The sequence below is a fragment of the Streptomyces sp. NPDC048254 genome (assembly GCF_043201895.1).
Taxonomy (GTDB): Bacteria; Actinomycetota; Actinomycetes; order Streptomycetales; family Streptomycetaceae; genus Streptomyces.
Genome location: NZ_JBICZJ010000006.1, coordinates 479,181 through 505,073, shown reverse-complemented (window position 1 = coordinate 505,073; position 25,893 = coordinate 479,181). Strand labels below are relative to the sequence as shown.

The following is a 25,893-nucleotide window of genomic DNA, read 5'->3' as shown; positions in this document are numbered from 1 at the left end:
CTACGCGGTGGGCACTCTGCGTTGTGCAACCCTTTCCCGAGTTTCGCCGTCTGACCAGGCGGAGCGACGATGGTCCGGTACGTGCCGATGATCCTGGTACGCCGGGCCTGACCCTGAAAGCAGGGGGTAACCGAGCAGTCGTAGGAGAACAGAGGAGCCCATGTCTGCCGAGAGCACGCCGGAGCCCGCTATACCCGAGGCCGGTCCGAAGGTCCCGGGCCGCCGGGGCAAGGGCCGCCGCCGCAAGGCCCCCGGTACGGGCCGCAGGGCGCTCCGCGTCACGGCCTGGACGGCGGCCGGCATCCTCGTTCTCGGCGGCACCGGACTCGGTTACGTGTACTTCAAGCTCAACGGCAACCTCAAGACCGTCGACATCAACCAGGCGCTCGGCAGCGACCGGCCCACCAAGGTCGACAACGGTTCCGAGAACATCCTGATCCTCGGCTCGGACACGCGCTCCGGTGCCAACAAGAAGCTCGGCGGCGGTGCGGACGACGGCAGCGCCCGATCCGACACGGCGATGATCGTCCACGTCTACCAGGGCCACAAGCGGGCCAGTGTGGTGTCCATCCCCCGGGACACCCTGATCGACCGCCCGTCCTGCACCGACGCGAACGGTGTCAGGCACGACGCGGCCACCGACGTGATGTTCAACTCCGCGTACTCCACGGGCGGTGCGAGCTGCGCGGTCAAGACCGTCGAGGCGGTCACCGGTATCCGCATGGACCACTACCTGGAGGTCGACTTCTCGGGCTTCCAGAAGCTCATCGACGAGCTGGGCGGGGTCACGGTCACCACGACCAAGAACATCGACGACCCGCAGAGCCACCTCGACCTCAAGGCCGGCGAGCACACGCTCGACGGCGAGCAGGCGCTCGGCCTGGTCCGCACCCGGCACGGCGTCGGCGACGGCTCCGACCTGGGCCGTATCCAGCTCCAGCAGGCGTTCGTCAAGGCCCTGATCGACCAGGTCAAGCAGGTGGGCGTCTTCACCAGCCCCAAGAAGCTGTACGACCTGGCCGACACCGCGACGAAGACGGTCACCACCGACTCCGACCTGGGCTCGGTGAACTCCCTGATCGACTTCGCGAACGGTCTGAAGTCCATCGGCTCCAAGAACATGCACATGGTCACGATGCCGGTCGAGTACGACCCGGCGAACCCGAACCGGGTGATCGTGGCCGAGGCCAAGGCCAAGCAGGTCTGGACGGCCCTGAAGAACGACCGGCCGATCCCGGCGAGCGCGACGAAGGGCACGGCGACGGGGCAGGCCAAGGGCGTCGTGACGTCGTAGTCCGGCTGCCGGTGCGTGGGGCCGGTCGCGCCCGCGCGGCGGAGCCGTAAGTCGATACAGCCCCGCGCCCCCAGAAGACAGGTGGGACCAGCTGACCTGCTTTTCAGGGGCGCGGGGAACTGCGCGACCGGCCACAGAGCACCCGCACTCGCCCACGCGCATACCCCGCACCCCCCTAGGCGCGACCATCCCCCCGCACCCTTGGGAATACCCGCCCGCTCCCCCCGGTTTTGGGCTATGCGCCCAGCCCTGGCAGACTGGTACGTCGGCCCCGGTTCACGCCCCGCAGCCCGCGGCAGCGACCCGGTGCCCTCCCGAAATCTAGGAGACACCTTGAAGCGCGAGATCCACCCCGAGTACGTCGAGACGCAGGTCAGCTGCACCTGTGGCGCGTCGTTCACCACCCGCAGCACCATCCAGTCCGGCACCATCCGGGCTGAGGTCTGCTCCGAGTGCCACCCGTTCTACACGGGTAAGCAGAAGATCCTCGACACCGGTGGCCGTGTGGCCCGCTTCGAGGCCCGCTTCGGCAAGGCTGCCGCCGGCTCCAAGAAGTAGCGAGCCCCATTTCGCCGGTCCACGGCCGTGTCCCTGCGGGGGCGCGCCCGGGACCGGCGTTTTTGGTCGCCCGCCTTCCCTTCCGTACGCAGTATCAGGAGCCCAAAAATGTTCGAGGCCGTCGAGGAACTCGTCGTCGAGCACGCCGACCTGGAGAAGAAGCTCGCCGACCCGTCGGTCCACGCCGACCAGGCCAACGCGCGCAAGCTGAACAAGCGCTACGCCGAACTCACCCCGATCGTCGGCACGTACCGCTCCTGGAAGCAGACCGGCGACGACATCGAGACCGCGCGTGAACTGGCCGCCGACGACCCCGACTTCGCCGCCGAGGTCAAGGAGCTGGACAAGCAGCGCGACGAGCTGACCGAGAAGCTGCGGCTGCTCCTGGTGCCCCGGGACCCGTCCGACGACAAGGACGTGATCCTGGAGATCAAGGCGGGGGCCGGCGGCGACGAGTCGGCGCTGTTCGCCGGTGACCTGCTGCGGATGTATCTGCGGTACGCCGAGCGCGTCGGCTGGAAGACCGAGATCATCGACTCCACCGAGTCCGAGCTGGGCGGCTACAAGGACGTCCAGGTCGCGGTGAAGACCAAGGGCGGCAACGGCGCGACCGAGCCCGGGCAGGGCGTCTGGGCGCGGCTGAAGTACGAGGGCGGCGTGCACCGCGTGCAGCGTGTGCCGGCGACCGAGTCGCAGGGCCGTATCCACACGTCGGCGGCGGGTGTGCTGGTGACCCCCGAGGCCGAGGAGGTCGACGTCGAGATCAATCCGAACGACCTCCGGATCGACGTCTACCGGTCCTCGGGACCCGGCGGGCAGTCCGTCAACACCACCGACTCCGCCGTGCGCATCACGCACCTGCCCACCGGAGTCGTCGCCTCCTGCCAGAACGAGAAGAGCCAACTGCAGAACAAGGAGCAGGCCTTGCGTATCCTGCGCTCCAGGCTGCTCGCCGCGGCGCAGGAGGAGGCGGAGAAGGAAGCCGCCGACGCTCGCCGCAGCCAGGTCCGCACCGTCGACCGCTCCGAGAAGATCCGCACGTACAACTTCCCGGAGAATCGCATCTCGGACCACCGCGTCGGCTTCAAGGCGTACAACTTGGACCAGGTCCTGGACGGCGAACTCGACGCGGTGATCCAGGCCTGCGTCGACGCGGACTCGGCCGCGAAGCTCGCGGCCGCGTAAGGCATGCACGACTGAGTACGACACGGAGGACCAGCGTGAACCTGCTGCTCGCCGAGGTGGCCCAGGCCACCCAGCGGCTGGCCGACGCCGGCGTGCCCTCGCCGCGCAACGACGCGGAGGAGCTCGCCGCGTTCGTGCACGGCGTGAAGCGGGGCGCGCTGCACTCCGTCAAGGACTCCGACTTCGACGCCCGCTACTGGGAGGTCATCGCCCGGCGGGAGCAGCGCGAGCCGCTCCAGCACATCACCGGGCGGGCCTACTTCCGCTACCTCGAACTCCAGGTGGGGCCGGGCGTCTTCGTACCGCGCCCGGAGACCGAGTCCGTCGTCGGCTGGGCCATAGACGCCGTACGCGCCATGGACGTCGTCGAGCCGTGCATCGTCGACCTGTGCACCGGCTCCGGCGCCATCGCGCTCGCCCTCGCCCAGGAGGTCCCGCGCTCGCGCGTGCACGCCGTGGAGCTGTCCGAGGAGGCGCTCCAGTGGACCCGCAAGAACATGGCGGACTCCCGGGTCGACCTGCGCCAGGGAGACGCCCTGGACGCCTTCCACGACCTCGACGGCCATGTCGACCTGGTCATCTCCAACCCGCCGTACATCCCGCTCACCGAGTGGGAGTACGTCGCCCCCGAGGCGCGCGACTACGACCCGGAGCTGGCCCTGTTCTCCGGCGAGGACGGCCTCGACCTCATCCGGGGCATCGAACGCACCGCGCACCGGCTGCTGCGCCCCGGCGGTGTCGTCGTCATCGAGCACGCCGACACCCAGGGCGGCCAGGTGCCGTGGATCTTCACCGAGGAGCGGGGCTGGGCCGACGCGGCCGACCACCCGGACCTCAACAACCGCCCCCGCTTCGCGACCGCCCGCAAGGCGCTGCCGTGAGCACCCCCCAGACTGAGCCCCGGAAGTCCCGGGAGTCCCGGACGTACGTGTACTTCGTGTACGAGGAGGCCCGCTAGACATGGCACGGCGATACGACACCAACGACGCGACCGACCGCGCGACGGGTCTGCGCGAAGCCGCGTCCGCCGTCCGCCGGGGCGAACTGGTGGTGCTGCCCACGGACACGGTGTACGGCATCGGCGCCGACGCGTTCACCGCGGAGGCGGTCTCCGACCTGCTCGACGCCAAGGGCCGGGGCCGCAACATGCCCACTCCGGTGCTGATCGGGTCCCCGAACACGCTCCACGGGCTCGTCACCGACTTCTCCGAGCTGGCCTGGGAGCTGGTCGACGCGTTCTGGCCGGGCGCCCTCACCCTGGTCGCCAGGCATCAGCCCTCCCTGCAGTGGGACCTCGGCGACACCCGGGGCACGGTCGCCGTGCGCATGCCCCTGCACCCGGTCGCCATCGAACTGCTCACCGAGGTCGGCCCGATGGCCGTCTCCTCCGCCAACCTCACCGGCCACCCGTCCCCGGAGACCTGTGACGCCGCGCAGGAGATGCTCGGCGACTCCGTCTCCGTCTACCTCGACGGCGGTCCGACCCCGGGCAACGTCCCGTCGTCGATCGTCGACGTCAGCCGTGAGGTGCCGCTGCTGCTGCGCGCGGGCGCGATCTCGGCAGAGGAGCTGCGCAAGGTCGTACCCGACCTCGAGGTGGCGAATTGACAGCCCCTGACGCGGGGCGTGGCATAGGCAACGGGGAGCGCGCATCGGAGATCACGACCACGTTCGTGGGGCTTCCGCGCGACAGCTTCCGCATCCTCCACGTCAGCACCGGCAACGTGTGCCGCTCGCCGATCACCGAGCGGCTGACCCGCCATCTCGTGACGGACCGGCTCGGCACCTTTCTGGGCGGCGGGCTGATCGTGGAGAGCGCGGGCACCTGGGGCCATGAGGGCGCGCCCATGGAGGCCAACGCGGAGGCGGTCCTGGCCGACTTCGGCGCGGACGCGACCGGGTTCGTGGGACGCGAGCTGCTCGACGAGCACGTCATCCGCGCCGACCTGGTGCTCACCGCCACCCGTGACCACCGCGCCCAGGTCATCTCCATGGGCCACTCGGCGGGCCTGCGCACCTTCACCCTGAAGGAGTTCACCCGCCTGGTCCGCGCGATCGACCCGGCGACGCTGCCCCCGCTGCACGAGGGCGTGGTCTTCCGCGCCCGCGCACTGGTCCGTGCGGCGGCCGCGCTGCGCGGATGGCTGCTGGCCCCCACGGCGGAGGCGGACGAGGTCTACGACCCGTACGGCGCCCCGCTGCCGTTCTTCCGTTCCATCGGCGACGAGATACACGAGGCCCTGGACCCCGTGGTCACGGCGCTGACGGGCGTCCCGGCGCGGATGTGACCCGGGGCGCCGTACACACCGCGCACCCCACCCACCCCGGGCCTACATTGGACGTACGTCACCGTCGACCGCCCGGAGCCCGTCATGTCGGTCAGCCCTACCCTCGTCGAGGCCGATCCGCTGCGGCGGCAGGATCCGGAGCTGGCGGAGATCCTGTTGGGGGAGCTGGCGCGGCAGTCGACGTCGTTGCAGCTGATCGCCGCCGAGAACTTCTCCTCCCCGGCCGTGCTGGCCGCCCTCGGCTCGCCGCTCGCCAACAAGTACGCCGAGGGGTATCCGGGCGCCCGGCACCACGGCGGCTGCGAGATCGTGGACGTCGCCGAGCGGCTCGCCGTCGACCGTGCCAAGGCCCTGTTCGGCGCCGCGCACGCCAATGTGCAGTCCCACTCCGGGTCGTCCGCCGTACTGGCCGCCTACGCCGCCCTGCTGCGCCCCGGCGACACCGTGCTCGCCCTCGGGCTGCCCTACGGCGGTCATCTCACGCACGGCTCGCCGGCCAACTTCTCCGGCCGCTGGTTCGACTTCGTCGGGTACGGCGTGGACGCCGAGAGCGGGCTCATCGACTACGACCAGGTGCGGGCGCTGGCCCGGTCCCACCGGCCCAAGGCGATCGTGTGCGGGTCCATCGCCTATCCCCGGCACATCGACTACGCCTTCTTCCGCGAGGTCGCCGACGAGGTGGGCGCGTATCTGATCGCCGACGCCGCCCATCCCATCGGGCTGGTAGCCGGGGGAGCGGCGCCGAACCCGGTGCCGTACGCCGACGTGGTGTGCGCGACCACACACAAGGTGCTGCGCGGGCCGCGCGGCGGGATGCTCCTGTGCGGTTCGCCCGAGCTGGCCGAGCGCCTCGACCGGGCTGTGTTCCCTTTCACACAGGGCGGTGCGCAGATGCACACCATCGCCGCCAAGGCGGTCGCGTTCGGGGAGGCGGCAACACCGGCGTTCACCGTGTACGCCCATCAGGTGGTCGCCAATGCGAGGGTTCTCGCGGCCGGCCTCGCGGACCAGGGGCTGGTGGTCACGACGGGGGGCACGGACACCCATCTGATCACGGTCGACCCCGCACCCCTCGGCGTCGACGGGCGTACCGCCCGGGGCCGGCTGGTCGCCGCCGGAATCGTCCTGGACAGCTGCGCCCTGCCGCACGGGGAGGCGCGCGGCCTGCGGCTGGGCACCGCCGCCGTGACCACACAGGGCATGGAGGAGGGGGAGATGACCCGGATCGCGGAGATGCTGGCGGAGGTGCTGCGCGGTACGACGGACCCGGGGAGGGTGCGTGACGAGGTGCGCGAGCTCACCGGTAGATTTCCGCCGTATCCCGGTGGAGACGGGGTAGGCGCAGCGTCGTAGAGCCGTTGCACGCCCGCCTCACAGCCACACGTGCAACCATCGTCGCTACCCGGAAGTCCCCATACATATGCGACCGTCGCTAGGGTGTGGGGCTGTGATGGCCAGCGAGACCTGTGGGGAAGCCTGTGCGTGAATACCTGCTGACGCTCTGCATCACGGCCGCGGTGACGTATCTGCTGACAGGGCCGGTGCGGAAGTTCGCGATCGTGGCCGGGGCCATGCCGGAGATCCGGGCCCGTGACGTGCACCGGGAGCCCACTCCGCGGCTCGGCGGGATCGCGATGTTCTTCGGGCTGTGCGCGGGTCTGCTGGTCGCCGACCACCTGACCAACCTCAACGAGGTCTTCGAGAAGTCGAACGAGCCGCGGGCGCTGCTCTCCGGCGCCGCGCTGATCTGGCTGATCGGTGTGCTCGACGACAAGTTCGAGATCGACGCCCTGATCAAGCTGGGCGGTCAGATGATCGCTGCGGGCGTCATGGTCATGCAGGGTCTGACCATCCTGTGGCTGCCCATCCCGGGTGTGGGCACGGTCGCCCTGACCCCGTGGCAGGGCACTCTGCTGACGGTGGCCCTGGTGGTCATCACCATCAACGCGGTCAACTTCGTCGACGGCCTGGACGGCCTGGCCTCCGGCATGGTGTGCATCGCCGCCGCGGCGTTCTTCATGTACGCGTACCGGATCTGGTACTCGTACGGCATCGAGGCCGCCGCCCCGGCCACGCTGTTCTCGGCGATCCTGATGGGCATGTGCCTGGGCTTCCTGCCGCACAACATCCATCCGGCGCGGATCTTCATGGGCGACTCCGGCTCGATGCTGATCGGCCTGGTGCTGGCCGCCGGTGCGATCTCGATCACGGGCCAGCTCGACCCGGACGTGATGAACCTGTTCGCAGGGTCCGAGCGCAACGCGGTGCACCAGATGGTGCCGGTCTACATCCCGCTGCTGCTGCCGCTGACCATCATCGCGGTGCCGGCCGCCGACCTGGTGCTGGCGATCGTGCGGCGCACCTGGCGCGGCCAGTCGCCGTTCGCCGCCGACCGCGGGCACCTGCACCACCGGCTCCTGGAGATCGGCCACTCGCACAGCAGGGCCGTGCTGATCATGTACTTCTGGTCGGCGCTGATCGGCTTCGGGGCGCTGGCGTACTCGGTGAACTCCGCGTCCATGTGGATCGTGCTCGGCGTGGTCTTCCTCAGCGCGATCGGCCTGGCGCTGCTCCTGCTGCCGCGGTTCACCCCGCGGGTGCCGGTGTGGGCCCAGCGGTTCGTGCCACCGCGCTACCGGCGCCGCGCGGCCGGTCCGGAGACCGCCGAGCCGGCGGCCGCGACCGCCGACCTGGCGGCCGTCCCCGGTGTGCCGGAGAAGGCCGAGGAACCGTGTGACGGGCACCGTCCGGCGGTGACCGCCGGGGTGCCCCGGGTCAACGGCGCGACGGCCCTCGGCGCCCGGTCGCGCATCCTGGATCGGCCTACCTCCGAGACCTCGCGCTGACCCCCGCAAGGTAAGAATCTGACTAGAGCATTGCCAAGTCGTGGGGGAACAAAGACCCCTAATACCAGACACAACGGCTCGGTTTTCGCTCAGGCGGGCATGTTCACTCTCATGTGTGACAGCGAGCACACCTACCAGGTAAAGACCTCATCAAATAGTTTGTGATACGGTTCACGAGAACCCCGGACAGAGCCGAAGGACCCAAGTGCGATGGTCCATTGGCGTGAGGTCTTCGACCCTCCGGCCGGGACTACGCTCGTCCATGACGACACCTGCCCCCTGTGAAAGCGGAGTTGCCGCCATGCCGTCCAATGACGCCCGGATCCTGGCCCAGGCCGCCGTACCCACGGCCGCCGTCGGCGTGCTCGCTGCCGTCGTCAGCGGAGTGGTCGCGGGCGGCAAGGGGGCGATCGGGGCGGTTGTCGCGACGGTGATCGTGATCCTCTTCATGGGGGTCGGTCTCTACGTCCTGCAGCGCACGGCCAAATCCATGCCGCAGCTCTTCCAGATGATGGGCCTGATGCTCTACGCGGCCCAGCTTCTGCTGCTGTTCATCTTCATGGCCGTTTTCAAGAACACGACGTTGTTCAACCCCCGGGCCTTCGCCATCACGCTCGTGGTCGCCACGCTCACGTGGATCGCGGCACAGACCCGCGCCCACATGAAGGCCAAGATCCTCTACGTCGAACCCGAGAAGTCCGAGAAGTCCGAGAAGTCCGAGAAGTCCGGACGATCGTCGTGAGAGGTAGGCCCGGGATAAAGGCGCACGAGAGATGCTGCTATCGTCCGGTGCCAACTGCGGCATCGCGGGCGCGGGCATCTGAGCTGACGCCTGCTCAATCGCGAGGCGAGATGCCCCCCAGCCGCCCCCACATCCGTAACACCAGTCCCGTGCCGAACCGCGGCCATGCGCCGCGCCGACACAACGAGGTTGCCGTACCTATGCGCCACGCTGAAGGAGCCCGCGGTGAGTGCTGACCCGACGCAGACGCTCGCTTTCGACACGAGCTGTCACCTGTTCGGAAACGACGGGTGCGGTTTCGACACGGTCGCTCCGGGCCTGCACTCGTTCCTGTTCAAGCCGCTCTTCGGCGGCGCGGACAGCAACGTGTACTTCAACAAGACGATGCTGCTGGCGCTGCTCGGGTCGATCATCGTCATCGGCTTCTTCTGGGCCGCCTTCGCCAAGCCGAAGGTCATCCCGGGCAAGCTCCAGATGGTGGCCGAGGCCGGATACGACTTCGTCCGCCGCGGTGTCGTCTACGAGACCATCGGCAAGAAGGAAGGCGAGAAGTACGTCCCGCTCGTCGTCTCGCTCTTCTTCTTCATCTGGATGATGAACCTCTGGTCGATCATCCCGATCGCCCAGTTCCCAGTGACCGCGATCATCTCGTACCCCGCCGCCCTGGCCGCGATCGTCTACATCCTGTGGGTCTCGCTGACCTTCAAGCGGCACGGCTTCGTCGGCGCCTTCAAGAACTTCACCGGCTACGACAAGTCGCTCGGCGCGGTCCTTCCGCTCTCGATGACGATCGAACTCTTCTCGAACCTGCTCGTGCGGCCCTTCACCCACGCCGTCCGGCTCTTCGCGAACATGTTCGCCGGCCACACCCTGCTGCTGCTCTTCACGGTTGCCAGCTGGTACATGCTCAACGGCGTCGGCATCGCCTACTCCGGTGTCTCGTTCGTGATGGTCCTCGTGATGACCGCCTTCGAGCTCTTCATCCAGGCTGTCCAGGCATACGTCTTCGTACTGCTGACCTGCAGCTTCATCCAGGGCGCGCTCGCCGAGTCCCACTGAGCGCCAACCCGACCACCCACCCCAGGCATCCGGTGGCCAACCCCCACCGGTCATTGAAAGAGAAGGAAGAACCGGCATGTCCGTTCTGCACGAGACCCTGGCCGCTGTCCAGATCAAGGGCAACCTCGGCTCCATCGGTTACGGCCTCGCCGCGATCGGCCCGGGCGTCGGCGTCGGCATCATCTTCGGTAACGGCACCCAGGCCCTCGCCCGCCAGCCCGAGGCGGCCGGCCTGATCCGCGCCAACCAGATCCTCGGCTTCGCCTTCTGTGAGGCGCTCGCCCTGATCGGTCTGGTCATGCCGTTCGTCTACCCGGCCTCCTGACCCGACCGCAGCGCACGTTCAGACGAAAGGCACTGATATGAGCCCCCTGGTTCAGCTGGCGGCGGAGGAGGCCGAGAACCCCCTCATCCCGCCGATCCCAGAGCTCGTCATCGGCCTCATCGCCTTCGTCATCGTCTTCGGCTTCCTCGCCAAGAAGCTCCTTCCGAACATCAACAAGGTTCTGGAGCAGCGCCGCGAGGCCATCGAGGGCGGTATCGAGAAGGCCGAGGCCGCGCAGACCGAGGCCCAGAGCGTCCTTGAGCAGTACAAGGCGCAGCTGGCCGAGGCCCGGCACGAGGCCGCGCGCCTGCGCCAGGAGGCTCAGGAGCAGGGCGCCACGCTCATCGCCGAGATGCGCGCCGAGGGCCAGCGGCAGCGTGAGGAGATCGTCGCCGCCGGTCACGCCCAGATCGAGGCCGACCGCAAGTCCGCCGCGCAGGCGCTGCGTCAGGACGTGGGCCAGCTGGCCACCGACCTGGCCGGCAAGCTCGTCGGCGAGTCCCTGGAGGACCACGCCCGGCAGAGCCGCGTGATCGACCGCTTCCTCGACGAGCTTGAGGAGAAGGCCGAGGCGGCCCGATGAACGGAGCGAGCCGCGACGCACTGGCAGCCGCACGTGAGCGTCTCGACGCGCTGACGGACTCGACGTCCGTGGACGCGACGCGGCTCGCGGACGAGCTGGCGGCCGTCACCACGCTGCTCGACCGCGAGGGAGGCCTGCGCCGGGTCCTCACCGACCCGGCACAGGCCGGCGAGGCCAAGGCCGAGCTGGTCCGGCGCCTGATCGGCGGCCAGGTCTCCGAGACCACCGCAGACCTGGTGTCCGGCCTGGTCCGCTCCCGCTGGTCGCAGTCCCGCGACCTGGTGGACGCGCTGGAGGAGCTGGCGAGCACCGCCGACCTCACGGCCGCGGAGAAGTCCGGCACGCTGGACGACGCGGAGGACGAGCTGTTCCGGTTCGGCCGGATCGTCTCCTCCAGCACCGAGCTGCGCGCCGCGCTCACCGACCGTAAGGCCACCGGCGCGGCCAAGACCGAACTGCTGCACCGGCTGCTCGGCGGCCGTGCCAAGCCGGTCACCGAGCGTCTGGTCACGCGCCTTGTGACGGCGCCGCGGGGACGTAGCCTGGAAGCGGGCCTCGACGCCTTCTCCAAGCTCGCCGCGGAGCGTCGCAGTCGCGTCGTCGCCGTCGTCACCTCGGCGGTTCCGCTGAGCGAGCCGCAGAAGCGGCGCCTGGGCGCCGCCCTCGCGAAGCTCTACGGCCGCACGATGCACCTCAACCTCGACGTCGACCCCGAGGTCGTCGGCGGGATCCGGGTGCAGGTCGGTGACGAGGTCATCAACGGTTCGATCGCGGACCGGCTGGAGGACGCGGCCCGCCGCATGGCGAGCTAGCACCTCGGTACTCGAGAACAAGCAGTACGTACTTACGACGGCCCGGGTTGGGCCGTACATGAAGAATCCTGGGGGTCGCCCCCAGACCCCCCAAGTGAAACTTCGGGCCCAACAAGGAGAGCAGGGAACCCAGATGGCGGAGCTCACGATCCGGCCGGAGGAGATCCGGGACGCGCTGGAGAACTTCGTCCAGTCGTACAAGCCGGACGCGGCCTCGCGCGAGGAGGTCGGTACGGTCACCCTTGCCGGCGACGGCATCGCGAAGGTCGAGGGCCTGCCCTCGGCCATGGCCAACGAACTGCTGAAGTTCGAGGACGGCACCCTCGGCCTCGCGCTCAACCTGGAAGAGCGCGAGATCGGCGCCATCGTCCTCGGTGAGTTCAGCGGCATCGAGGAGGGTCAGCCGGTGCAGCGCACCGGTGAGGTCCTCTCCGTCGCGGTGGGCGAGGGCTACCTCGGCCGCGTCGTCGACCCGCTCGGCAACCCGATCGACGGCCTCGGCGAGATCGAGACGTCCGGCCGCCGCGCCCTGGAGCTGCAGGCTCCCGGCGTCATGGCCCGCAAGTCGGTGCACGAGCCGATGGAGACCGGCTACAAGGCCGTCGACGCGATGACCCCGGTCGGCCGCGGCCAGCGCCAGCTGATCATCGGTGACCGCCAGACCGGCAAGACCGCCCTGGCCGTCGACACGATCATCAACCAGCGCGACAACTGGCGCTCGGGCGACCCGAAGAAGCAGGTCCGCTGCGTCTACGTCGCCATCGGCCAGAAGGGCTCGACCATCGCCTCCGTGCGTGGCGCCCTCGAAGAGGCCGGCGCGCTGGAGTACACGACCATCGTCGCCGCCCCGGCGTCCGACCCGGCCGGCTTCAAGTACCTGGCGCCGTACACCGGTTCGGCCATCGGCCAGCACTGGATGTACGACGGCAAGCACGTCCTCATCATCTTCGACGACCTCTCGAAGCAGGCCGACGCCTACCGCGCCGTCTCCCTGCTGCTGCGCCGCCCGCCGGGCCGTGAGGCCTACCCGGGTGACGTCTTCTACCTGCACTCCCGTCTGCTGGAGCGCTGCGCCAAGCTGTCCGACGAGATGGGCGCCGGTTCGATGACCGGTCTGCCGATCGTCGAGACCAAGGCCAACGACGTCTCGGCGTTCATCCCGACCAACGTCATCTCCATCACCGACGGCCAGTGCTTCCTGGAGTCGGACCTGTTCAACGCCGGTCAGCGCCCCGCGCTGAACGTCGGTATCTCCGTCTCCCGAGTCGGTGGTTCCGCGCAGCACAAGGCGATGAAGCAGGTCTCCGGCCGCCTCCGTCTGGACCTCGCCCAGTACCGTGAGCTGGAGGCGTTCGCCGCCTTCGGTTCCGACCTGGACGCCGCGTCGAAGTCGCAGCTGGAGCGTGGTTCCCGACTGGTCGAGCTGCTCAAGCAGGCTCAGTACCAGCCGATGCCGACCGAGGACCAGGTCGTCTCCGTGTGGGCCGGCACCACCGGCAAGATGGACGACGTCCCGGTCTCCGACATCCGCCGCTTCGAGAAGGAGCTGCTCGAGTACCTGCACCGCAAGGAGCAGGGCCTCATGACCTCCATCAAGGAGGGCGGCAAGATGTCGGACGACACCCTCACCGCTGTTGCCGACGCGATCGCCGAGTTCAAGAAGCAGTTCGAGACCTCGGACGGCAAGCTTCTCGGCGAGGACGCCCCGGCCGCGGCCAAGTGACGTAAGGAAGGGACCTGACTCATGGGAGCCCAGCTCCGGGTCTACAAGCGTCGCATCCGATCCGTCACCGCGACCAAGAAGATCACCAAGGCGATGGAGATGATCGCCGCCTCGCGCGTGGTCAAGGCGCAGCGCAAGGTGCGGGCCTCCGCGCCGTACGCGACCGAGCTCACCCGCGCGGTCACGGCGGTCGGTACGGGTTCGAACACCAAGCACCCGCTCACCACGGAGGCGGAGAACCCGACCCGTGCCGCGGTCCTGCTCCTCACGAGCGACCGCGGTCTGGCCGGCGCCTTCAACTCCAACGCCATCAAGACCGCCGAGCAGCTGACGGCGCGTCTTGAGGCGGAGGGCAAGGAGGTCGACACCTACATCGTCGGCCGCCGCGGTCTGGCCCACTACAACTTCCGCGAGCGCAAGGTCGTGGAGTCGTGGTCGGGCTTCACCGACGAGCCCTCGTACGCGGACGCCAAGAAGGTCGCGGCGCCCCTGATCGAGGCCATCGAGAAGGACACGGCGGACGGCGGTGTGGACGAACTCCACATCGTGTACACCGAGTTCGTCTCGATGATGGCGCAGACGGCGCTCGATGCCCGACTGCTGCCGCTGCGCCTCGAAGAGGTCGCGGAGGAGAGGCCCCCGGGCGAGATCCTTCCGCTGTACGACTTCGAGCCCTCGGCGGAGGACGTCCTCGACGCCCTCCTGCCGCGCTACGTGGAGAGCCGTATCTACAACGCGCTCCTCCAGTCGGCCGCTTCGAAGCACGCCGCCACGCGGCGCGCGATGAAGTCGGCGACCGACAACGCGGGCGAGCTGATCAACACGCTCTCCCGGCTTGCCAACGCGGCCCGCCAGGCCGAAATCACCCAGGAAATCAGCGAGATCGTCGGTGGCGCCAGCGCCCTGGCCGACGCGACCGCGGGGAGTGACCGCTAATGACCACCACTGTTGAGACCGCGACGGCCACGGGCCGCGTCGCCCGGGTCATCGGCCCGGTCGTCGACGTGGAGTTCCCCGTCGACGCGATGCCGGAGATCTACAACGCGCTGCACGTCGAGGTGGCCGACCCGGCCAACGCCGGCGAGAAGAAGATCCTGACCCTGGAGGTCGCCCAGCACCTGGGTGACGGCCTGGTCCGCACGATCTCGATGCAGCCCACCGACGGTCTGGTCCGCCAGGCCCCGGTCACCGACACCGGCGACGGCATCACCGTCCCGGTCGGCGACTTCACCAAGGGCAAGGTGTTCAACACCCTCGGCGAGGTCCTGAACAGCGACGAGAAGTACGAGGGCGAGCGCTGGTCCATCCACCGCAAGGCCCCGAACTTCGACGAGCTCGAGTCGAAGACCGAGATGTTCGAGACCGGCGTCAAGGTCATCGACCTGCTGACCCCGTACGTCAAGGGCGGCAAGATCGGTCTGTTCGGCGGTGCCGGCGTCGGCAAGACGGTGCTCATCCAGGAGATGATCTACCGCGTCGCCAACAACCACGACGGTGTCTCCGTGTTCGCCGGTGTCGGCGAGCGCACGCGTGAGGGCAACGACCTCATCGAGGAGATGGCGGACTCGGGCGTCATCGACAAGACCGCCCTTGTCTTCGGCCAGATGGACGAGCCCCCGGGCACCCGTCTGCGCGTGGCCCTCGCGGGTCTGACCATGGCGGAGTACTTCCGCGATGTGCAGAAGCAGGACGTGCTGTTCTTCATCGACAACATCTTCCGCTTCACGCAGGCCGGTTCCGAGGTCTCGACCCTGCTCGGCCGGATGCCCTCCGCGGTGGGCTACCAGCCGAACCTGGCCGACGAGATGGGTCTCCTCCAGGAGCGCATCACCTCGACCCGCGGTCACTCGATCACCTCGATGCAGGCGATCTACGTCCCCGCGGACGACCTGACCGACCCGGCCCCGGCCACCACCTTCGCCCACCTCGACGCGACGACGGTGCTGTCCCGTCCGATCTCCGAGAAGGGCATCTACCCGGCCGTGGACCCGCTGGACTCCACGTCCCGGATCCTGGACCCGCGTTACATCGCGGCGGACCACTACGCCACCGCCATGCGCGTGAAGACGGTCCTCCAGAAGTACAAGGACCTCCAGGACATCATCGCGATCCTCGGTATCGACGAGCTCGGCGAGGAGGACAAGCTCGTCGTCCACCGGGCCCGTCGCGTGGAGCGCTTCCTGTCCCAGAACACCCACGTCGCCAAGCAGTTCACCGGCGTCGACGGGTCGGACGTGCCGCTGGACGAGTCGATCGTGGCGTTCAACGCGATCATCGACGGCGAGTACGACCACTTCCCGGAGCAGGCGTTCTTCCTGTGCGGTGGCATCGAGGACCTCAAGGCCAACGCCAAGGAGCTGGGCGTCTCCTGAACTCGCCTGAGTTCGTGTGAGGGGGCGGGCGCGTCCCGCCCCCTCTCTCACGCCCATTAGACTTGTATCCAACACCCGGTGATCGCACCGGGTGGTGACCCGAGGAGCCACCTTTGGCTGCTGAGCTGCATGTCGAGCTGGTCGCCGCAGACCGCCAGGTCTGGTCCGGCGAGGCCACCCTGGTCGTCGCGCGCACCACGTCCGGCGACATCGGCGTCATGCCCGGTCACCAGCCGCTGCTCGGTGTGCTGGAGTCGGGCCCGGTGACCATCCGTACGAGTGAAGGTGGGACGGTCGTCGCCGCGGTGCACGGCGGTTTCATCTCGTTCGCGGACAACAAGCTGTCGCTGCTGGCCGAGATCGCCGAGCTCTCGGACGAGATCGACGTCCAGCGCGCGGAGCGGGAGCTGGAGCGCGCGAAGGCGGAGGGCGACGCCACTGCCGAGCGACGCGCCGACGTCCGTCTGCGGGCGGCGACGTCGCGCTGACACACTGCGCGTATGCGTTGACGTAACTCAGCCGCGGCTGGGACCGGAGCCATCCGGTCCCAGCCGCGGCTGAGGTAGATCTGGGTCTTTTTACGTTCCATTACCTAGGAGACGAGGAGGTCGGTGCCGATGGTCCTCGCTCTGACTGTGTGCGGAATCGTGGTCGCGCTCGTGGTGGTGGGACTGTTCCTGTTCGGGCTGCGGCGCCGGCTGATCCAGCGCTCCGGCGGCACCTTCGACTGTTCGCTGCGCTGGGACGTCCCCGAGAAACCGGACACCAGCGGCAAGGGCTGGAGCTACGGCGTGGCCCGCTACAACGGCGACAGCGTCGAGTGGTACCGGGTCTTCTCCTACGCCTACCGACCCCGCCGGGTCCTGGAACGCGACCGGATCGAGGTGGCCGGCCGCCGCCTCCCGGAGGGCGAGGAGGAACTGGCCCTGCTCTCCGACGCCGTGATCCTCACCTGTGTCCATCGGGGCACCCGCCTCGAACTCGCCATGAGCGACGACGCGCTGACCGGATTCCTCGCGTGGCTGGAAGCAGCCCCGCCCGGACAGCGGGTGAACGTGGCGTAGCCACGTTCACCCGCTGGGTGGGGGGCCCGCTTTACTACAGGTTCGAGTTGATGGCGCTCACCAGCTCGCCGTCGCTGGTGTCACCGCTGAACTCCCAGAAGAACGCGCCGCCGAGACCCTGGGTCTTGGCCCAGCTCATCTTCCCGGCGATCGTCGACGGAGTGTCGTAGGACCACCAGTTGCTGCCGCAGTGCGCGTACGCGGTGCCCGCGACGGTGCCGGTGGCCGGGCAGGAGGTCTTGAGCACCTTGTAGTCCTCGATGCCCTGTTCGTAGGTGCCCGGCGCCGGACCGGTGGCCGTACCACCGGGTGCGTCCTGCGTCACGCCCGTCCAGCCGCGGCCGTAGAAGCCGATGCCGATCAGCAGCTTGCTCGCGGGGACGCCCTTCGACTTGAACTTGGCGATCGCGTCGGCCGTGGTGAAGCCGGGCGTCGGGATGCCGGTGTACGTGGTGAGCGGGGAGTGCGGGGCGGTCGGGCCGTCCGCGTCGAAGGCGCCGAAGAAGTCGTACGACATCACGTTGTACCAGTCGACGTACTGGGCCGCGCCCGCGTAGTCCGCGGCGTCGATCTTGCCGCCGGAGGTGCCGTCCGCGGTGGTGGCCGCGGTGACCAGGTTGTTCGAGCCGAACTTGGCGCGCAGCGCGGCCATCAGGTTCTTGTAGGCCGCGGCCCCGCTGGTGTCACAGCTCAGCCCGCAGGCGTTCGGGTACTCCCAGTCGATGTCGATGCCGTCGAAGACATCGGCCCAGCGCGGGTCCTCGACCAGGTTGTAGCAGGAGTCGGCGAACGCGGTCGGGTTGGCCGCGGCCTGGGCGAAGCCGCCGGACCAGGTCCAGCCGCCGAACGACCAGAGGATCTTGATGTTCGGGTACTTGGCCTTCAGCTCGCGCAGCTGGTTGAAGTTGCCGGCCAGCGGCTGGTCCCAGGTGTCGGCGACGCCGCTGACCGACTGGTCGGCGGTGAACGTCTTCTGGTAGTCGGCGTAGGCGTCACCGATCGCGCACTGCCCGTTGGTGACGTTGCCGAAGGCGTAGTTGATGTGCGTGATCTTCGCCGCGGAGCCGGACGTCACCAGGTTCTTGACCTGGTAGTTGCGGCCGTAGATGCCCCACTCGGTGAAGTAGCCGAGCTTGACCTTGGAGCCGGTGGTCGGGGGAGTGGTGGTCCCGCCGGTGGTGTGCACGGAGACCGCGCCGCTGACCGGACCGGTCTGGTTCGCGGTGTCGCGGGCCTGGACGGTGTAGGAGTAGTCGGTGCCGGCCGTGAGACCCGTGTCGGTGTACGACGCGGTGGTCACCGTGGAGACGACCTTGCCGTCGCGCAGCACGTCGTAGTTCTTGACGCCCTTGTCGTCGGTGGCGGCGGACCAGCTCAGCTTCACCGAGGTGTCGGTGATGCCGGACGCGGTCGGGGTGCCGGGCGCGGAGGGCGCCGCGTCACCGGGGACGGTGGTGCCGCCGTCGCAGCTGGCGCCGTTGAGCAGGCAGTTGCTGGGAGAGCCGGAGCCCGCGCCGTTGAAGCCGAAGGAGACCGAGGCGCCGGGGGCGATGGAGCCGTTGTAGGACTTGTTCTTGGCGGTCCAGTGGGTGCCGGAGGAGGTGACGTCCGCGTCCCAGGCTGAGGTGACCGAGGTCCCGGAGGGGTAGTCCCACTCGACGGTCCAGGAACTGATCGACGTGGTACCGGTGTTCTTGACGGTCCACTGGCCGCCGAAACCGGTGCCCCAGTCCGAGGTCTTGGTGTAGGTGGCGGTGGCGGTCGTCGCGGCCTGGGCGGGGCCTGCGAGGCCGACCAGGCCGGCCAGGGGGAGCAACAGTGTCGCGAACCCTGCCGCGGCTCTGTGTCTGAAGCGCATCCTGCGCCTCCTCTGGGGAGTCGGGGGGCACGACTGAGCCTTCGCGCCCACAGTGCCGCGAGAATAGAAAGGTCTGGACCACCGGTCAATAGGTCTGGACCACTCTGCTGAAACGGGACTGGATTCCCAACTCCTGTGCCGGCACCGCCGCTTGCACCCGGCTGCGCAGCTCCAGCTTCGCCGGCAACCGGCTGACGTGTGTCTTCACCGTGGCCTCGGCCATGTCGAGGCGGACCTCGACCTCGGCGCTGGACAGCCCCTCACCCAGACACCCCAGCACCTCCCGCTCCCGCCGGGTCAGCGCGTCCAGCACGGCCGGATCGGCCCTCGGCCGGCACCCCGGCCCGGCTGCGAACTCCGCGATCAGCCGCCGGGTCACCGCCGGGGCGACGATCCCCTCGCCCCGCGCCACCGTCCGCACCGCCGCCAGCAGGTCCCGCGCGTCCGCGGCCTGGAGGCCGCGATCTGGTACGTCGGCGACGGCGACACCTCGTCCCTGCGGACCTTCCAGTGGGTGGCGCTCAGGGCCGTCGGCCTCCATGGCGTGATCGCGCTGACGTACGTGGTCTGGCCGCAGAAGCGGCCGGACGGGACGGCGGACCCGGCGGAGCCGGGGTCAGCGCTCCCCGCCGGGGACCCACAGCACGTCGCCGACGTCCTTGTTGGCCGTCCGGGCAAGGATGAACAGTAGGTCCGACAGCCGGTTGAGATAGGTCGCGGTCAGCGGGTTCATGCCGCCTTTCTCTCCTTGGGCGCCGTGCGCCTCCAACGCGGCCCAGGTCGACCGCTCGGCCCGCCGCACGACCGTGCAGGCCTGGTGGAGCAGGGCCGCACCGGGGGTACCGCCGGGCAGGATGAACGAACGGAGCTTCCCCAGCCCCTCGTTGAAGCGGTCGCAGTCCGCCTCCAGCTTGTCGACGTAGAACTGCTCGACCCGCAGCGGCGGGAACTCCGGGTTCTCCGCCACGGGCGTGCACAGGTCCGCGCCGACGTCGAAGAGGTCGTTCTGGACCCGGGTGAGCACCTTGACGATCTCCTCGTCCAGCCCGCCCAGCGCGATCGCCGTCCCGATCACCGCGTTCGCCTCGTTGGCGTCCGCGTACGCCGAGATCCGCAGATCGGTCTTGGCGACCCGGCTCATGTCCCCGAGGGCGGTGCTGCCCTGGTCGCCGGTCCTGGTGTAGATGCGCGTCAGATTGACCATACGGCCAGCGTAGTTACGCTCCGGCGGTCCGGAACACGCGTGTGCCCACCGTCACGGCGGGTGTCGCGAGGGCGACGGCGGCCAGGAGGTGGCGCGTAATGAACCATGCCGCAGGGCACGGCTGACAAGACGTGACGGTTGTCTCACGCCCTGAGACCGTGACACGCATTACTTACCGGGTTTCCCGGCCCCTCACGAGCGCTAGGGTCCCGCCCAAGAGGCATACCTAAACAGCGTGTAAGGGGAGCGGAGTGGCACGGAAGCTTGCCGTCATCGGTGCCGGCTTGATGGGTTCCGGCATCGCCCAGGTCGCCGCGCAGGCCGGCTGGGACGTGGTCCTGCGTGACGTCACGGACGAGGCGCTGGACCGTGCCGTCGGAGGCATCCAGGCCTCGTACGACAAGTTCGTGAGCAAGGGGAAGCTGGAGGCGCACGACGCCGACGCCGCCCTGGCCCGGATCACCACGACCACCGATCTGGACGCGGCGGCCGACGCCGACCTCGTCGTCGAGGCCGTCTTCGAGAAGCTGGAGGTCAAGCACGAGATCTTCCGCGCGCTCGACAAGATCGTGCGCCCGGACGCCGTGCTCGCCTCCAACACCTCCGCCATCCCGATCACCAAGATCGCGGCGGCCACCGAGCATCCCGAGCGGGTCGTCGGCGTCCACTTCTTCTCGCCGGTGCCGATGATGCAGCTCGTGGAACTGGTCCGCGGCTACAAGACGAGCGACGAAACCCTCGCCACCGCGCGGGAGTTCGCCGAGTCCGTCGGCAAGACCTGCATCGTCGTCAACCGGGACGTCGCCGGCTTCGTGACGACCCGGCTGATCTCGGCGCTCGTCGTCGAGGCCACCAAGCTGTACGAGTCGGGCGTCGCCACCGCCGAGGACATCGACCTGGCCTGCAAGCTCGGCTTCGGCCACGCCATGGGCCCGCTGGCCACGGCGGACCTCACCGGCGTCGACATCCTGCTGCACGCCACCGGCAACATCTACACCGAGTCGCAGGACGAGAAGTTCGCCCCGCCGGAGCTGATGCGCCGGATGGTTGACGCCGGTGACATCGGGCGCAAGAGCGGGCAGGGCTTCTACACGTACTGAAACATCAGTACGTAGAGCCTCTGAACCGCCTCCGAAAACGCACAAATCCCGGGAGTTTCACTCTCGGGGGTGAATTCGGTATCGGTTCGCTTACAGATGGCAACCTCTGGCCGTCGAACGCAGTCAGAGGTTGCATCACTGGACATCACTTTCACGGAGTAGGACACGCACTCTCGGGGAGCGCATATGCACATCAGGGGCGACCACGCCGAGCTGGTCGTCGGGGGCCGCCTCGACGTGCGCAGCGCGGCGGACGCCCGTACGGTCCTGCACTCGGCCGTCGACGACGGAGTCGGCGATCTGGTGCTGGACCTGTCCGAGCTGGACTCCTGGGACGCCACCGGACTCGGGGTGATCATGGGGGCCCACCGGCGGGCCGGCCGCTGCGGCCGCCGCCTGGTGCTGCGCGGTGTACCGCCGCAGATGCAGCGCCTGCTGGTGGCCACCAGGCTGCACCGGATCCTGGCGATCGAGGGGGGTATCGGGGTGGAGTCGCTGCCCCGGGTGTGACACCGGGACCGGGGCGTCACGCCGGAACCGGGTGTGCGGCGGCGAACGGGTGGGACACGGTGTGTACCGGGCGACGGGGGTGACCCGGACGGACCGCGCACCAGCGCACGTCAGGCGCAATCCTCACGAGACTGTGATGTCTTGGACGGCGCGGTACCCCGGACTGTCGTAGATACTGTGCGAAGGTTTAGGGTTCGGTCGCCCGCTGCCTTGTCACCCTTCGAGCGCGGGCCCGGACCAGAAGCGACAGCGCAGTGTGCGACAGGCCGGGAGGGGCCCGCATTCACGGCACACCACGCTTTTGGGGGGCTAGGAACCTATGGACCCGATCAACCCGGGACCCGAGGCGTACGGCCATGGCGGCGACGGCAGCACGCCGCGCCAGCGCCCGCCGAGGGAATCCCTCACCAACGACTTCGGCCAGAGCACCCCGGCGCTCGTCCGCACGGCGCGGCTGGTCTCCGGCGACTTCCTGCTGACCGTGAACCCGGTCGACGGCAGCGAGATAGAACCCTGCCCGCCGACCGAGCGCCCCGCCAGACCGGAGAAGCGCACCGCCGCCGAGCGCGCCGAGTACGAGCGCGCCGCCCGGCCGCCGGTGCCGCCCGGTCCCGCCCAGCCCGAGCTGCCGCTCCTGGAGCGCCAGGACGACCGCGAGCGTCTGGTACGACTCCTCGCCCGCGGCCGCTCCGTGCGGCTCACCGGCCCCTCGGGCTCCGGCCGCACCGCGCTCCTCGACCTGGTCGCCGACGACTGCTCGGACCTCGCCCCCGATGGCGTGGTCCGCCTCAGCGGCTTCCACCGCACGCCCGCGGACCTGCTCCACGACCTCTTCTACGCCGTCTACAAGGCGCCCGCGCACCGTCCCGACCACGACGAGCTCCTCGAACTGGTCCGTGACATCGGCGCGGTCGTCGTCCTCGACGACATCGAGTTCGGCGGCTCCGGGCTCGACGAGCTGATCGACGCCACCCCCGAGTGCGCCTTCCTGATCGGCGCCACCCCGGACGTACCGGCTCCCACCGCCGACTCCGCCGTCGAGGAGCTCTTCCTCAGCGGCCTGGAGCGGGCCGGGGGAGTGGACATCCTGGAGCGCGCGGTCGGCCGGGTGCTCAGCGAGGAGGAGGCCAACTGGGCCGGCGACCTCTGGTTCGAGTCGGAGGGTCTGCCGCTGCGGTTCGTCCAGGCGGGCGCGCTGCTGCGCCAGCGCGACCAGCTGCGGGCCAGCACCGGCGCCGTCGACGAGCTCGGCGTCTTCGCGTCCGAGCTGTCCGACATGGCGGTCGAAGTGCCCTTCGACGCCGAGGCGACCGAAGAGGTCCCGCTGCCCTCCCTCGGCGAGGCCGCCGCGCCCGCCCCGCTGCTCGCCGCCCGCCTCAGCGCCTCCGCCCGCGCCACCCTGCGCTTCGCGGTCACCCTCGGCGGCGAGGTCCCGCACCAGGCCCATCTGCCCGCCCTCGTCGGCGACACCCACGCGGACGCCGCCCTCGGCGAACTGGCGGGCTGCGGACTGGTCTCCCCGGTCGGCTCCCGCTACCGGCTCGCAGCGGGCGTCCAGCAGCAGCTGGAGGCCGCCGGATACGCCGACGACATCGAGGTCCAGGCGCTCGCCGCCGGCCAGCACTACTCCTGGTGGGCCGGGCACCCCTCGGTCACCCCGGACCGGGTGTGCGCCGAGGCGGACGCGGTCCTCGCCGCCCTGGCGGTCCTGGTGCCCGCCACCGTGCCCCCGGCCGAGGACGAGGAGTCCACGCCGGTACGGCTGGCCCGCACGGCCGCGCCCGCGTTCGCGGCCGGGCTGCACTGGAGCGCCTGGGAACGTGCGCTGCGCGCCGGTACGGAGGCCGCCCGCCTTGCCGGCGAGGTAGGTGAACAAGCCTATTTCCACCACGAGTTGGGGATACTCGCGCTCTGCGGTGGCCAGTTGGACCGGGCCCGGGCCGAACTGGAGGCCTCCATCGGGCTGCGCGGGGCGCTCTCCGACAAGCGGGGTACGACGGCCGGCCGGCGTGCGCTGGCGCTGGTCGCCGACCGCTCGGGCGAGGTCATTCCCGCCCTCGCCGCGATGGCGGGCGACGAGATCCCCGACGCCCGCCACGAGGAGTCCATATCCCCGGCGGGCGGCGTCACGACGCCCTTCCCGGCCGTCCACTCCCCGATCTCGGACACGGTGGTCACCCGCCGGGTCCCGGCGCAGTCGCCGCCGGCCCGGGGCGGCGGCGGTCTGGTCCGCATGGCCCGCCGCAACCTGGTGGCGGTGGGCTCGGGCGTGCTCCTCACCGCCGTCCTCGGCACGGTGGTGGGGCTCGGCATGACCTCCCACGACAACGCCGACAACCCGGCCAACAACGTGAGCGTCAACCCGTCGGCGAGCGAGGGCACGGGCGACGGCACCCTGGGCGCCGACCCCAAGCAGTCGTCGGGCACGGGGGACACGGGCACGACGACGACCAAACCGACGGACCCGGGCCCCGACGGCACGCTCGGCACGTCGGACGACCCGACGCCGCCGTCGGACGAGGCGACGCCTTCGGAGACGCCGACGGGAACGAAGGGTTCGTCGGGCGGCGGTACGACTCACTCGCCGTCCAAGTCGCCCACTCCGACGCCGACGCCTTCGAAGTCGGTCTCACCGAGCCCTTCGAAGTCGTCCGAGTCGCCGACGCCGAGTGAGTCGCCTTCCCCCTCGTCGCCGGGTCCGACCGACACCCCCAGCACCACCGACTCGGCAAGCGGCCCGACCTCCGACTCCCCGACGGTGACGACGTCGAGCGCATCGGAGGGCACCACCTCCGGCACCTCGACCGGCACGGTCATCTGAACAAGGTGATCTGAAACAGTCGGGCGCCCCGCTCACCGCGTGGGGCGCCCGACTCGTTCCCGCCGCCTGCTTTTCAGAACAGACGCAGCTTGTCGTCCTCGATGCCCCGCATCGCGTCGTAGTCCAGGATCGTGCAGCCGATGCCGCGGTCCGTGGCGAGGACGCGGGCCTGGGGCTTGATCTCCTGGGCCGCGAAGACGCCTCGTACGGGGGCGAGATGAGGGTCGCGGTTCAGCAGGTCCAGGTAGCGGGTGAGCTGTTCCACGCCGTCGATCTCGCCCCGGCGCTTGATCTCGACCGCCACGGTGCCGCCGTCGGCGTCCCGGCACAGGATGTCCACCGGCCCGATCGCCGTCATGTACTCGCGGCGGATCAGGGTGTAGCCCTCGCCGAGGGTCTCGATACGGTCGGCCAGCAGTTCCTGGAGGTGCGCTTCCACGCCGTCCTTGATCAGGCCCGGGTCCACGCCCAGCTCGTGCGAGGAGTCGTGCAGGACCTCCTCCATCGTGATGATGAGCTTCTCGCCCGCCTTGTTGATGACGGTCCAGACGCCTTCCTCGTCGCCCGCTCCCTCCTTGAGGGTGCACGGCGGCGACATCCAGTTGAGGGGCTTGTAGGCCCGGTCGTCCGCGTGGATCGAGACGCTGCCGTCCGCCTTGACCAGGATCAGGCGGGGGGCCGAGGGAAGGTGGGCGGTGAGCCGGCCGGCATAGTCGACGGAGCACCGGGCGATGACGAGACGCATGGTCGGCAACGCTACTCGACGCCCCGCCCTCCACGCGATTCGATCGCCGTCTCCGGCTACCACCCTCAACCGGGGCCTTGCGGGCCGCACCTCCTGATCCGTCCTCCGACCAGGCCCCCACGACCGGTCCTGACGGGTCGCCTGCACACCCCTGTTCAACCCTGGCCGATTGTGTGCCTAAAGGGACCGTCGCATATACGCAATCTCCTGGTGAGGTCACCGTCCGTTGCCTACCGTAGTAAACGGGAGGTCGCGAAGTGTGTACTCAGAGTGTTCGGTATCGCGAACTCCCCTACCTGTCCGGCAACCCCCGCTGTTCGGGGGTGCGAGAGGAGAACCCATGTCGCTCGACGTCTCACCGGCCCTACTCGAACAGGCCGAGCGAGGCGAGGTCGATGAAGCAGATTTCGTCGACTGCGTCCGGACCTCCCTGCCCTATGCATGGGAGATGATCAGCTCCCTGGTGGCCCAGCTGAAGGTGGACGGCGGAGAGTTCGCCGACAACCAGACGCCCCCGCCGGACGAGCAGGCACGCGGTCAGCTGCTGCGTGCGCTCGCGAGTGACGCCATACGCGGCGCCCTGCAGCGGCACTTCGGTGTGCGGCTGGCCTTCCAGAACTGCCACCGTGTCGCGGTGTTCCCGCTGGACGTCTCGGTCGACGAGACGCTGGCGCGCTTCACCTCGGTGCGCAATCAGCTGCTGAACCAGTCCCCGGAGCTCCGGGACTGCTGACGCGGAGCTCCGGTACTTCTGACGCAGTGAGCCGCTTGCTTGCCGCTCCACACGCGGGAGGTGCTATCAGT

At 69.4% G+C, this 25,893-nt stretch carries 25 protein-coding genes and 1 pseudogene; 22 read left to right on the top strand and 4 right to left on the bottom strand.

Going from position 1 to position 25,893, the window contains the following annotated elements; genetic code table 11:
* The first annotated feature begins 160 nt into the window (after positions 1-160).
* The 18 genes from ACGFZQ_RS20330 to ACGFZQ_RS20245 all read left to right on the top strand — a co-directional run bounded on the left by ACGFZQ_RS20330 (position 161) and on the right by ACGFZQ_RS20245 (position 16,851).
* Positions 161-1,294 carry an LCP family protein gene (locus tag ACGFZQ_RS20330; protein WP_393841494.1) on the top strand — a complete coding sequence of 378 codons (1,134 nt, stop codon included), beginning with the start codon at positions 161-163 and terminating at the stop codon, positions 1,292-1,294.
* 333 nt (positions 1,295-1,627) lie between these two features.
* Complete coding sequence (gene rpmE, locus ACGFZQ_RS20325; RefSeq protein WP_190206740.1) at positions 1,628-1,852, top strand: 50S ribosomal protein L31; 225 nt, start codon at positions 1,628-1,630, stop codon at positions 1,850-1,852.
* Between the two features lie 108 nt (positions 1,853-1,960).
* Entirely contained in the window at positions 1,961-3,037 is a 1,077-nt protein-coding gene (prfA, locus tag ACGFZQ_RS20320) for a peptide chain release factor 1 (protein WP_351710484.1), read from the top strand.
* Between the two features lie 35 nt (positions 3,038-3,072).
* On the top strand, positions 3,073-3,918 hold the full coding sequence (prmC, locus tag ACGFZQ_RS20315) for a peptide chain release factor N(5)-glutamine methyltransferase (protein ID WP_351747636.1): 846 nt from the start codon (positions 3,073-3,075) through the stop codon (positions 3,916-3,918).
* Positions 3,919-3,997: 79 nt separating this feature from the next.
* Positions 3,998-4,645: an L-threonylcarbamoyladenylate synthase gene (locus tag ACGFZQ_RS20310; RefSeq protein WP_351710488.1), complete on the top strand. Its 648-nt coding sequence runs from the start codon at positions 3,998-4,000 to the stop codon at positions 4,643-4,645.
* Positions 4,642-5,325 carry a protein-tyrosine-phosphatase gene (locus tag ACGFZQ_RS20305; RefSeq protein ID WP_393841493.1) on the top strand — a complete coding sequence of 228 codons (684 nt, stop codon included), beginning with the start codon at positions 4,642-4,644 and terminating at the stop codon, positions 5,323-5,325. Before ACGFZQ_RS20310 ends, ACGFZQ_RS20305 begins: the two co-directional genes overlap by 4 nt.
* Before the next feature lie 84 nt (positions 5,326-5,409).
* Entirely contained in the window at positions 5,410-6,678 is a 1,269-nt protein-coding gene (gene glyA / locus ACGFZQ_RS20300; protein ID WP_351747632.1) for a serine hydroxymethyltransferase, read from the top strand.
* 125 nt (positions 6,679-6,803) lie between these two features.
* Positions 6,804-8,171, top strand: coding sequence for an MraY family glycosyltransferase (locus ACGFZQ_RS20295; protein WP_393841492.1), 1,368 nt, complete (start codon positions 6,804-6,806; stop codon positions 8,169-8,171).
* A gap of 301 nt (positions 8,172-8,472) precedes the next feature.
* On the top strand, positions 8,473-8,913 hold the full coding sequence (locus ACGFZQ_RS20290; RefSeq protein WP_393841491.1) for a hypothetical protein: 441 nt from the start codon (positions 8,473-8,475) through the stop codon (positions 8,911-8,913).
* Between the two features lie 225 nt (positions 8,914-9,138).
* Positions 9,139-9,972 (top strand): F0F1 ATP synthase subunit A, encoded by an 834-nt coding sequence (atpB, locus tag ACGFZQ_RS20285; protein WP_362575525.1) that lies wholly within the window; start codon positions 9,139-9,141, stop codon positions 9,970-9,972.
* A gap of 76 nt (positions 9,973-10,048) precedes the next feature.
* Entirely contained in the window at positions 10,049-10,297 is a 249-nt protein-coding gene (locus ACGFZQ_RS20280) for a F0F1 ATP synthase subunit C (protein ID WP_067003022.1), read from the top strand.
* A 37-nt stretch (positions 10,298-10,334) separates the two neighbouring features.
* Positions 10,335-10,880: a F0F1 ATP synthase subunit B gene (locus tag ACGFZQ_RS20275; RefSeq protein WP_351710500.1), complete on the top strand. Its 546-nt coding sequence runs from the start codon at positions 10,335-10,337 to the stop codon at positions 10,878-10,880.
* Complete coding sequence (locus ACGFZQ_RS20270; RefSeq protein ID WP_393841490.1) at positions 10,877-11,692, top strand: F0F1 ATP synthase subunit delta; 816 nt, start codon at positions 10,877-10,879, stop codon at positions 11,690-11,692. The genes ACGFZQ_RS20275 and ACGFZQ_RS20270 overlap by 4 nt, the downstream gene beginning before the upstream one ends.
* Before the next feature lie 133 nt (positions 11,693-11,825).
* Positions 11,826-13,415, top strand: a complete 1,590-nt coding sequence (gene atpA / locus ACGFZQ_RS20265) for a F0F1 ATP synthase subunit alpha (RefSeq protein ID WP_351710504.1) — start codon at positions 11,826-11,828, stop codon at positions 13,413-13,415.
* Positions 13,416-13,436: 21 nt separating this feature from the next.
* On the top strand, positions 13,437-14,351 hold the full coding sequence (locus ACGFZQ_RS20260) for a F0F1 ATP synthase subunit gamma (protein ID WP_393841489.1): 915 nt from the start codon (positions 13,437-13,439) through the stop codon (positions 14,349-14,351).
* Positions 14,351-15,787: a F0F1 ATP synthase subunit beta gene (gene atpD / locus ACGFZQ_RS20255; protein ID WP_393841488.1), complete on the top strand. Its 1,437-nt coding sequence runs from the start codon at positions 14,351-14,353 to the stop codon at positions 15,785-15,787. The genes ACGFZQ_RS20260 and atpD overlap by 1 nt, the downstream gene beginning before the upstream one ends.
* Positions 15,788-15,900: 113 nt before the next feature.
* Positions 15,901-16,275 (top strand): F0F1 ATP synthase subunit epsilon, encoded by a 375-nt coding sequence (locus ACGFZQ_RS20250; protein ID WP_351710510.1) that lies wholly within the window; start codon positions 15,901-15,903, stop codon positions 16,273-16,275.
* Between the two features lie 129 nt (positions 16,276-16,404).
* On the top strand, positions 16,405-16,851 hold the full coding sequence (locus tag ACGFZQ_RS20245; RefSeq protein ID WP_351747619.1) for a DUF2550 domain-containing protein: 447 nt from the start codon (positions 16,405-16,407) through the stop codon (positions 16,849-16,851).
* Between the two features lie 34 nt (positions 16,852-16,885).
* Here ACGFZQ_RS20245 and ACGFZQ_RS20240 read toward each other — a convergent pair whose 3' ends face one another.
* The 3 genes and pseudogenes from ACGFZQ_RS20240 to ACGFZQ_RS20230 all read right to left on the bottom strand — a co-directional run bounded on the left by ACGFZQ_RS20240 (position 16,886) and on the right by ACGFZQ_RS20230 (position 19,913).
* A complete protein-coding gene (locus tag ACGFZQ_RS20240; RefSeq protein ID WP_351747617.1) occupies positions 16,886-18,709 on the bottom strand; it encodes a glycoside hydrolase family 18 chitinase in 1,824 nt (607 codons plus the stop codon).
* An 85-nt stretch (positions 18,710-18,794) separates the two neighbouring features.
* Positions 18,795-19,166, bottom strand: a pseudogene (locus ACGFZQ_RS20235) (response regulator transcription factor); the annotation flags it as partial.
* Positions 19,167-19,325: 159 nt separating this feature from the next.
* A complete protein-coding gene (locus ACGFZQ_RS20230) occupies positions 19,326-19,913 on the bottom strand; it encodes a cob(I)yrinic acid a,c-diamide adenosyltransferase (RefSeq protein ID WP_393841487.1) in 588 nt (195 codons plus the stop codon).
* 251 nt (positions 19,914-20,164) lie between these two features.
* On the opposite strand from ACGFZQ_RS20230, the gene ACGFZQ_RS20225 reads away from it, so the two are divergent.
* The 3 genes from ACGFZQ_RS20225 (at position 20,165) to ACGFZQ_RS20215 (ending at position 24,344) form a co-directional block, all read left to right on the top strand.
* The gene (locus ACGFZQ_RS20225) at positions 20,165-21,013 is read left to right on the top strand and encodes a 3-hydroxyacyl-CoA dehydrogenase family protein (RefSeq protein WP_351747609.1); all 849 of its coding nucleotides are present in this window, start codon (positions 20,165-20,167) and stop codon (positions 21,011-21,013) included.
* 186 nt (positions 21,014-21,199) lie between these two features.
* Entirely contained in the window at positions 21,200-21,523 is a 324-nt protein-coding gene (locus ACGFZQ_RS20220; protein ID WP_186284954.1) for an STAS domain-containing protein, read from the top strand.
* Between the two features lie 319 nt (positions 21,524-21,842).
* Positions 21,843-24,344, top strand: a complete 2,502-nt coding sequence (locus tag ACGFZQ_RS20215) for an ATP-binding protein (RefSeq protein WP_393841486.1) — start codon at positions 21,843-21,845, stop codon at positions 24,342-24,344.
* Positions 24,345-24,417: 73 nt separating this feature from the next.
* Here ACGFZQ_RS20215 and nucS read toward each other — a convergent pair whose 3' ends face one another.
* Positions 24,418-25,089 carry an endonuclease NucS gene (gene nucS, locus ACGFZQ_RS20210; protein WP_351747606.1) on the bottom strand — a complete coding sequence of 224 codons (672 nt, stop codon included), beginning with the start codon at positions 25,087-25,089 and terminating at the stop codon, positions 24,418-24,420.
* 340 nt (positions 25,090-25,429) lie between these two features.
* Here nucS and ACGFZQ_RS20205 point away from each other — a divergent pair, with 340 nt between their 5' ends.
* Positions 25,430-25,822, top strand: a complete 393-nt coding sequence (locus tag ACGFZQ_RS20205; RefSeq protein WP_351747605.1) for an SCO5389 family protein — start codon at positions 25,430-25,432, stop codon at positions 25,820-25,822.
* Positions 25,823-25,893 lie beyond the last annotated feature (71 nt).

Bases quoted from the DNA above. Each gene is read 5' to 3' on its own strand.
- ACGFZQ_RS20330 (WP_393841494.1), top strand. From the start codon at position 161: ATGTCTGCCGAGAGCACGCCGGAGCCCGCTATACCCGAGGCCGGTCCG.
- prfA (WP_351710484.1), top strand. From the start codon at position 1,961: ATGTTCGAGGCCGTCGAGGAACTCGTCGTCGAGCACGCCGACCTGGAG.
- ACGFZQ_RS20310 (WP_351710488.1), top strand. From the start codon at position 3,998: ATGGCACGGCGATACGACACCAACGACGCGACCGACCGCGCGACGGGT.
- glyA (WP_351747632.1), top strand. From the start codon at position 5,410: ATGTCGGTCAGCCCTACCCTCGTCGAGGCCGATCCGCTGCGGCGGCAG.
- ACGFZQ_RS20290 (WP_393841491.1), top strand. From the start codon at position 8,473: ATGCCGTCCAATGACGCCCGGATCCTGGCCCAGGCCGCCGTACCCACG.
- ACGFZQ_RS20280 (WP_067003022.1), top strand. From the start codon at position 10,049: ATGTCCGTTCTGCACGAGACCCTGGCCGCTGTCCAGATCAAGGGCAAC.
- ACGFZQ_RS20275 (WP_351710500.1), top strand. From the start codon at position 10,335: ATGAGCCCCCTGGTTCAGCTGGCGGCGGAGGAGGCCGAGAACCCCCTC.
- ACGFZQ_RS20270 (WP_393841490.1), top strand. From the start codon at position 10,877: ATGAACGGAGCGAGCCGCGACGCACTGGCAGCCGCACGTGAGCGTCTC.
- atpA (WP_351710504.1), top strand. From the start codon at position 11,826: ATGGCGGAGCTCACGATCCGGCCGGAGGAGATCCGGGACGCGCTGGAG.
- ACGFZQ_RS20260 (WP_393841489.1), top strand. From the start codon at position 13,437: ATGGGAGCCCAGCTCCGGGTCTACAAGCGTCGCATCCGATCCGTCACC.
- atpD (WP_393841488.1), top strand. From the start codon at position 14,351: ATGACCACCACTGTTGAGACCGCGACGGCCACGGGCCGCGTCGCCCGG.
- ACGFZQ_RS20245 (WP_351747619.1), top strand. From the start codon at position 16,405: ATGGTCCTCGCTCTGACTGTGTGCGGAATCGTGGTCGCGCTCGTGGTG.
- ACGFZQ_RS20240 (WP_351747617.1), bottom strand. From the start codon at position 18,709: ATGCGCTTCAGACACAGAGCCGCGGCAGGGTTCGCGACACTGTTGCTC.
- ACGFZQ_RS20230 (WP_393841487.1), bottom strand. From the start codon at position 19,913: ATGGTCAATCTGACGCGCATCTACACCAGGACCGGCGACCAGGGCAGC.
- ACGFZQ_RS20220 (WP_186284954.1), top strand. From the start codon at position 21,200: ATGCACATCAGGGGCGACCACGCCGAGCTGGTCGTCGGGGGCCGCCTC.
- ACGFZQ_RS20215 (WP_393841486.1), top strand. From the start codon at position 21,843: ATGGACCCGATCAACCCGGGACCCGAGGCGTACGGCCATGGCGGCGAC.
- nucS (WP_351747606.1), bottom strand. From the start codon at position 25,089: ATGCGTCTCGTCATCGCCCGGTGCTCCGTCGACTATGCCGGCCGGCTC.
- ACGFZQ_RS20205 (WP_351747605.1), top strand. From the start codon at position 25,430: ATGTCGCTCGACGTCTCACCGGCCCTACTCGAACAGGCCGAGCGAGGC.